The 5,489-nt window shown below is 64.3% G+C and carries 4 protein-coding genes and 1 pseudogene; 2 read left to right on the forward strand and 3 right to left on the reverse strand.

Annotation, left to right across the window (positions count from 1 at the left end; all coding sequences use genetic code 11):
• Positions 1-203, forward strand: a pseudogene (locus tag I6F38_RS42825) (hypothetical protein); the annotation flags it as partial.
• Here I6F38_RS42825 and I6F38_RS42830 read toward each other — a convergent pair.
• From I6F38_RS42830 to ispG, 3 genes are all read right to left on the reverse strand, one after another.
• Positions 204-1,544: a Rieske 2Fe-2S domain-containing protein gene (locus tag I6F38_RS42830; protein WP_225164632.1), complete on the reverse strand. Its 1,341-nt coding sequence runs from the start codon at positions 1,542-1,544 to the stop codon at positions 204-206. It lies immediately after the preceding pseudogene.
• A gap of 117 nt (positions 1,545-1,661) precedes the next feature.
• The gene (locus I6F38_RS42835) at positions 1,662-2,555 is read right to left on the reverse strand and encodes a TauD/TfdA family dioxygenase (protein ID WP_225164633.1); all 894 of its coding nucleotides are present in this window, start codon (positions 2,553-2,555) and stop codon (positions 1,662-1,664) included.
• A gap of 268 nt (positions 2,556-2,823) precedes the next feature.
• The gene (gene ispG / locus I6F38_RS42840) at positions 2,824-4,113 is read right to left on the reverse strand and encodes a flavodoxin-dependent (E)-4-hydroxy-3-methylbut-2-enyl-diphosphate synthase (RefSeq protein ID WP_028338143.1); all 1,290 of its coding nucleotides are present in this window, start codon (positions 4,111-4,113) and stop codon (positions 2,824-2,826) included.
• A 259-nt stretch (positions 4,114-4,372) separates the two neighbouring features.
• Here ispG and I6F38_RS42845 point away from each other — a divergent pair, with 259 nt between their 5' ends.
• Positions 4,373-5,248 carry a sulfurtransferase gene (locus I6F38_RS42845; protein ID WP_225164634.1) on the forward strand — a complete coding sequence of 292 codons (876 nt, stop codon included), beginning with the start codon at positions 4,373-4,375 and terminating at the stop codon, positions 5,246-5,248.
• The last annotated feature ends 241 nt before the right edge of the window (positions 5,249-5,489 follow it).

Below are 5,489 nucleotides of genomic sequence, written 5' to 3' on the forward strand. Positions count from 1 at the left end.
CCATCGGCAGGATGCGCCGCTTTATTCCCCGCAAGACGGATCTCGTAACCCTCTCGACCGCCAGATTCCGCCAGTTCATCGCCGCCTACAACAACACCCCGCGCAAATGCCTTGACTACCGCACGCCCGCCGAGTCCTTTGCTCAAGTGTTGCACTTCGAATGTGAATCCACCTCCCGGCCTTCGCCGGGACGACGGCGGTGATCACTCCGCCGCGGCGTTCTGGCCGGGACCGCCGACGAAGCCGGCAGGATCGCCGAACCGCTCGATCATCACGGTGGTGAGGTCCTTGGTTTTGCTGGTGACGCAGGCGCCGGAGCGCACGGTGTAGCGGTCCTGATGCTGAGCATGCGGCGGCGCCTCGCCCTTCTGCAGCGCGCGGGCCGCCTCCATCATGAGCTTGCGGAAATGCATGATGCCGAGATCGGTCGGGCCGAGATGCTCGCGGGTGCGGTCGGCGATCGGGCCCTGGCTGTCCTGCACCGCGGCGTCTTGCTCGGAGACGCCCTTGATGCCGGTGTAGCTTTTGGTCCGCTGCAGCTTGCGGTCGATCAGATAGTCGTTGGCCTTGTTGCGCAGCGGCACGTAGTTCTCGTCGACGACAGCCATCACGCCATTGCCGTTGGCGTAGCCTTCGCGCTCGGCATCGGTCAGCGGGCGGTGCGGATTCCACGCATAGGTGTAGATCCAGCAATTGGTGTCGGTGACCGGCACGAAGGACTGGCCGAACATGTTCTCGCCCGGCATCGAGCTCGGCGCGTAGCTGTGGAACGGCATCAGGAACTGGGCGATGCGCCAGTAGATGTTGTCGCTGCCGGTGAGCCGTCCGCCGGCCACCGTGAGGCCCGCCTCATGCGGATTGATCTTGATCACCGGGCGCGGATCCTCGGCGATCCAGCGCATGTGATCGGTCGCGACCCGCGTCAGCGGGTTCACGAAATGCTTCTTGATGTCGAGGATCTCGTTCTCCTCCTTCTCGAAGGAGAGATGCGCGAAGGTGAAATGCGCGGTGTCGATCGAGCCTTCCACCGCCTGCACCCAGTTGCAGTCCTGCCATTTCTTGGTGACGAAACGGTGCGAGGCCGGCAGCAGCGCCATCTCCAGCGCCGGCAGTTCGGGCATCTGATCGGCCGGGCCCATATAGGCCCAGATCATGTCGCCCCATTCGCGCACCGGATAGGACTTGATCCGGATCAGGTCCTTTGCGTTGAGGTCGGGATACGAGGTCGGCATGTCGACGCAGCGGCCGTCGGTGTCGAACTTCCAGCCGTGATAGACGCAGCGGATGCCGCATTCCTCGTTGCGGCCGAGCCAGAGATTGGCGCCGCGATGCGGGCAGTATTGATCGATGACGCCGACCACGCCCCTGGTGTCGCGGAAGGCGAGCAGCTCCTCGCCCATCACCGCGATCTTCTTCGGATCGCTGTCCGGCTCCGGTAGCTCCTCCGACAGCAGCACCGGAATCCAGAACCGCCGCAGCAACTCGCCCATGCCGGTCCCCTCACCGGATTCGGTGAGGAATTTGTTGTCTTCGGCGCGAAGCATGGGCGGTCTCCCGATGGCATTTTTTTCAGTTCGTAGTTCGTAGGATGGGTGGAGCCAACGGGGCCGCGCGTTGCGCGGACCCGTTGGCTCTACCCGTCCTACGCACCACGCAATTCCTCACACCGGCCGCTCTCCCTTCACGGTGACGCGGGTGCCGGAGCGGGTGTGCGGCCAGTAATCCCACATCGCGCGGTGCTGGGCGCAGCGGTTGTCCCAGAACGCGATCGCGTTCTCGGTCCAGCGGAAGCGGCACTGGAACAGCGGGTTCTCGGCGTGCTGGTAGAGATAGGCCAGCATGGCGTCGCTCTCGTCGCGCGGGATGCCGACGATGAAGCGGGTGAAGCCGCGATTGACGTAGAGTGATTTCTTGCCGGTCACCGGATGGGTGCGGACCACCGGATGCTCGGCGCGGGGATATTCCCGTTTGTCGGCGACGCCGTAGTTCGCATACAGGCCGCGATAGGTCTGCTCGCCGTCATGCAGCGCGGTCAGCCCGTCGAGATAGGCCTTCATGCGGTCCGACAGCGCCTCATAGGCGGCGTACATGTTGGCGAACAGCGTGTCGCCGCCGCGCGGCGGGCACTGCTTGATGTAGAGGATCGAGCCCATCGGCGGCTCGAGGTCGCAGGACACGTCGGTGTGCCAGCCCTCGCCATTGGCGCGCGGTGAATCCTTGTCGGCGTAGATCTTCATCAGCGCCGGATCGCCCTCATTGGGCGCGGCGGGATGCACATGCAGCTCGCCGAACTTGCGGCCGAAGGCGAGATGCTGGTCGGGGCTGATGTGCTGGTCGCGAAAGAAGATGACGAGGTTTTCGGCGAGCGCGCGATGGATCTCGTCCATCTGGCGGTTGGAGCGCGCATCGTCGCCGACCAGCTTGCCGATATCGACGCCGGAGATCTCCGCACCGATGATCGGCGTCAGCTTCTCGATGCCGATGGTCTCATAGGGCTCGGATTGGTCGGCGAGGTGGCGATAGCGCGGACCCTGCTTGCCGGACAGCGAGCTCATGGGCGTTCTCCCAATCATTCTTGATTGGGAGCATGGTAACGCGCATCGACGGAAGCGCAATCTGCGCCTCAAACATATCTGTCGTCCCGGACAAGCGCAGCGAAGCGGAGCGCAGATCCGGGACCCATCATCACAGGATCGGGTTTTGCGAAGGCTGGTAACCCACGTCTCGCATCACAATTACCGCCGGTGGTTATGGGTCCCGGCTCCCGTGCGCAATTGCGCACTAGGCCGGGACGACGGCGGAATGTGTTGCGCGAGCGGCGGACTACTCCGCGGCGCCGGCCTGCTCCGGCAGCTTGGCGCCGTTGCCGTAGCGCTGGTCGATGTAGTCGATCACCAGTGCCTTGAAGTCGGCGGCGATGCCCGGACCGCGCAGGGTGCGGAACTTCTTGCCGTCGACGAAGACAGGCGCGGCCGGCGCTTCGCCGGTGCCGGGCAGCGAGATGCCGATATTGGCGTGCTTGGATTCGCCGGGGCCGTTGACGATGCAGCCCATCACCGCGACGTTGAGCTGCTCGACACCCGGATACTTGGTCTTCCAGGCCGGCATCTCGTCGCGGATGAAATCCTGGATCGAGCGCGCCAGCTCCTGGAACGTGGTCGAGGTCGTGCGGCCGCAGCCCGGGCAGGCCGCAACCAGCGGCACGAAGGTACGGAAGCCCATGGTCTGCAGCAATTCCTGCGCGACCTGCACTTCCAGCGTGCGGTCGCCGCCGGGCTCCGGCGTCAGCGAGATGCGGATGGTATCGCCGATGCCCTGCTGCAGCAGGATGCCGAGCGCGGCCGAGGAGGCCACGATGCCCTTCGAGCCCATGCCGGCCTCGGTGAGGCCGAGATGGATCGCATAATCCGAGCGGCGCACCACTTCCTGATAGACCGCGATCAGATCCTGCACGGCGGAGACCTTCGCCGACAGGATGATCCGGTTCTTCGGCATGCCGAGCTCTTGCGCGCGCGCCGCCGACAGCAGCGCCGACTGCACCATCGCCTCGCGGGTCACCGCGCGGGCATCGCGCGGATTCGCGGACGCCGTGTTCTCGTCCATCAGCTTGGTGAGCAGCTCCTGGTCGAGCGAGCCCCAATTGGCGCCGATGCGCACCGGCTTGTTGTTCTTGTTGGCGATCTCGATGATGTCGGCGAACTGCGTGTCGCGCTTGTTCTTGAAGCCGACATTGCCGGGATTGATGCGGTACTTGTCGAGCGCCTCGGCGCAGGCCGGATATTCGGCGAGCAGCTTGTGGCCGATATAATGGAAGTCGCCGATCAGCGGCGTGGTGATGCCGCGCTTGCGCAGGCCGTCACGGATGTGCGGCACGGCAGCGGCGGCTTCCTCGCGGTCGACGGTGATGCGGACCATCTCGGAGCCGGCGCGGGAGAGCGCGGCGACCTGGGCGATGGTGCCGTCGACATCGGCGGTGTCGGTGTTGGTCATCGACTGCACGACGATCGGCGCGCCGCCGCCGACGGCGACGTTGCCGACCATGACCTGCGTGGTTTGGTGCCGCGGCGCGGGGCCGGCGACGTCGTCTTGCGGCAAAATCTCGGGCTTGTTCATGGCGTCTCGAATATCAGGTTTTGGTGACATTCACCAAGGGGGCGATGGGCCTCGCGCGCGGCGGGCCAAACGATCATGTTTCGGAGTGAATTCAACAGCTTATGGCGCCGATTGAGGCCAAACGCAAGCCATGCAGCGGCGTCCTGCATGCCCAGCTATATTGGACCGGATTGGGGTGAATCAAAGGGCAAAGTGACAGCTTTTCATGTGATCTCGCGCATCTTAGCATCCCGTTAAACACACACCGGGAGGACGCAAAATGGCCGGCCATAGCGAGCTGATCACCACGGCGGAACTTGCCGAGATCCTGACCCGGCCGGACCTTCGCCTGTTCGACTGCACGACCTATCTGGAGCCGGCCCCCGCCGGCAGCAACGTTCCCTATATTGTCGTCTCGGGTCGCCAGACGTTCGAGGCCGGCCACATCCCGAGCGCGAATTTCCTCGATTTGCAGGCCGAGTTCTCGGATGCCCATACCCATCTGCGCTTCATGATGCCGCCGACAGCGCAGCTCGAAGCCGCGTTCGGCCGCCACGGCATCTCGGCGGGCAGCCGCGTCGTGCTCTATTCGATCGGCACCGCAATGTGGGCGACGCGGTTCTGGTGGATGCTGCGCTCGCTCGGCTTCGAGGGTGCCGCCGTGCTCGACGGCGGCATCGACAAATGGACCGCCGAAGGACGTGACATCGAGACCGGACTTGCCGGCGGCTATCCGCCGGCGACGTTTCCGGCACGGCCGAAGGACGGCATGTTCGTCGACAAGCATGACGTGCTCGCCGCGACCGCGGAAGGTGACACCGTCATCATCAACGCGCTCGGCCCGCAGTTCTACAAGGGACTGGAGCCGAGCCGTTACGGCCGGCCCGGCCGCATCCCCGGCAGCGTCAGCGTGCCGGCGGCGACCCTGATCGATCCCAAGGCCAAGACGTTCGTGCCGCTTGAGGAGGCCGAAGCAATCTTCGCAGCGCAAGGCATCACCAAGGACAAGCGCGTCGTCGCCTATTGCGGCGGCGGCATCTCCGCGACCATCGACCTGTTTCAGCTGCATCGGCTCGGCTACGACAATCTCACGCTCTATGACGGCTCGATGGGCGAATGGGCGAAGGATGAGTCCCTGCCAATCGAGAGGGGTTAGTGGGAAAGCGCGATGTCTCCTCCGTCGTCCTGGCGAAGGCCAGGACCCATAACCACCGAATTTGCTTGTGAACGGGAAAGCGGCCCCCAGCGTCGCGCGACAACCGACAGTTGGGGTTGATGGTGTGGACGGCCCCCTACGGCATCAGTGTGCCAGAATGAGGTTGTCTAGATCTCATACAAGGGAGCCGTCCGTGAACCAGATTATCCGCATTGGGATTGATACGTCGAAGTATATTTTT

The sequence above is a fragment of the Bradyrhizobium sp. BRP56 genome, assembly GCF_020194035.1.
GTDB lineage: Bacteria > Pseudomonadota > Alphaproteobacteria > Rhizobiales > Xanthobacteraceae > Bradyrhizobium > Bradyrhizobium australafricanum.

Coding starts and splice junctions, on each gene's coding strand:
- I6F38_RS42830 (WP_225164632.1), bottom strand. CDS start 1,544: ATGCTTCGCGCCGAAGACAACAAATTCCTCACCGAATCCGGTGAGGGG.
- I6F38_RS42835 (WP_225164633.1), bottom strand. CDS start 2,555: ATGAGCTCGCTGTCCGGCAAGCAGGGTCCGCGCTATCGCCACCTCGCC.
- ispG (WP_028338143.1), bottom strand. CDS start 4,113: ATGAACAAGCCCGAGATTTTGCCGCAAGACGACGTCGCCGGCCCCGCG.
- I6F38_RS42845 (WP_225164634.1), top strand. CDS start 4,373: ATGGCCGGCCATAGCGAGCTGATCACCACGGCGGAACTTGCCGAGATC.